Genomic DNA, 786 nt, shown 5'->3' with positions numbered 1-786 from the left:
ATATAAATTGTATGTAGGCAATCTAAATTCGTAATTTTAAGTTAGCATTCCGCCATCAACATGTAACGTTTGCCCTGTTACGTACGCTGATAAATCACTAGCTAAAAACACACAAGCATTAGCTACATCTTCAGGTGATCCGCCACGTTTTAATGGAATTCCGGCACGCCATCCCTTAACAACGTCTTCATCTAATTTAGCAGTCATTTCAGTTTCTATAAAACCAGGAGCAATCACGTTACTTCTAATATTTCTTGAGCCCAACTCTAAAGCAACAGATTTTGAAAAACCTATAATACCTGCTTTACTAGCAGCGTAATTAGTTTGGCCTGCATTACCTTTAACACCTACAACCGAACTCATATTGATAATAGATCCTTTGCGTTGTTTTAGCATAGTACGTTGTACTGCTTTGGTCATATTAAAAACCGATTTTAAGTTCACTTCAATAACAGTATCAAAATCTTCTTCACTAATGCGCATTAATAAATTATCTTTAGTAATACCAGCGTTATTAACTAATATATCAATACTGCCAAATTCTTTTACAACTGCATCGGCTAAGGTTTGCGCTTCATCAAAACTAGCAGCATTACTTTGGTAACCTTTTGCTTTTACACCTAGTTTTGTTAATGCGTCTTCTAAAGCTTTGGCTGCATCAACTGATGAGCTATATGTAAACGCTACATTTGCTCCATGTTGTGCAAATACTTCTGCTATACCTTTACCAATACCTCTACTAGCGCCAGTAATAATAGCCGTTTTTCCTTCTAATAATTTCATTTT

1 protein-coding gene is annotated in these 786 nt (G+C 35.5%); it reads right to left on the bottom strand.

The features are described 5' to 3' along the window. Nucleotides 1–36: 36 nt before the first annotated feature. Nucleotides 37–783 carry a 3-oxoacyl-[acyl-carrier-protein] reductase gene (fabG, locus tag FUA24_RS10650; RefSeq protein ID WP_147133038.1) on the bottom strand — a complete coding sequence of 249 codons (747 nt, stop codon included), beginning with the start codon at nt 781–783 and terminating at the stop codon, nt 37–39. Between the last annotated feature and the right edge of the window lie 3 nt (nt 784–786).

The sequence above is a fragment of the Seonamhaeicola marinus genome (genome assembly GCF_008085455.1).
This window is presented reverse-complemented; position numbering and strand designations above follow the sequence as displayed.

What these genes read in the sequence shown, in the direction of transcription:
- fabG (WP_147133038.1), bottom strand. Translation starts at nt 783, where the DNA reads ATGAAATTATTAGAAGGAAAAACGGCTATTATTACTGGCGCTAGTAGA.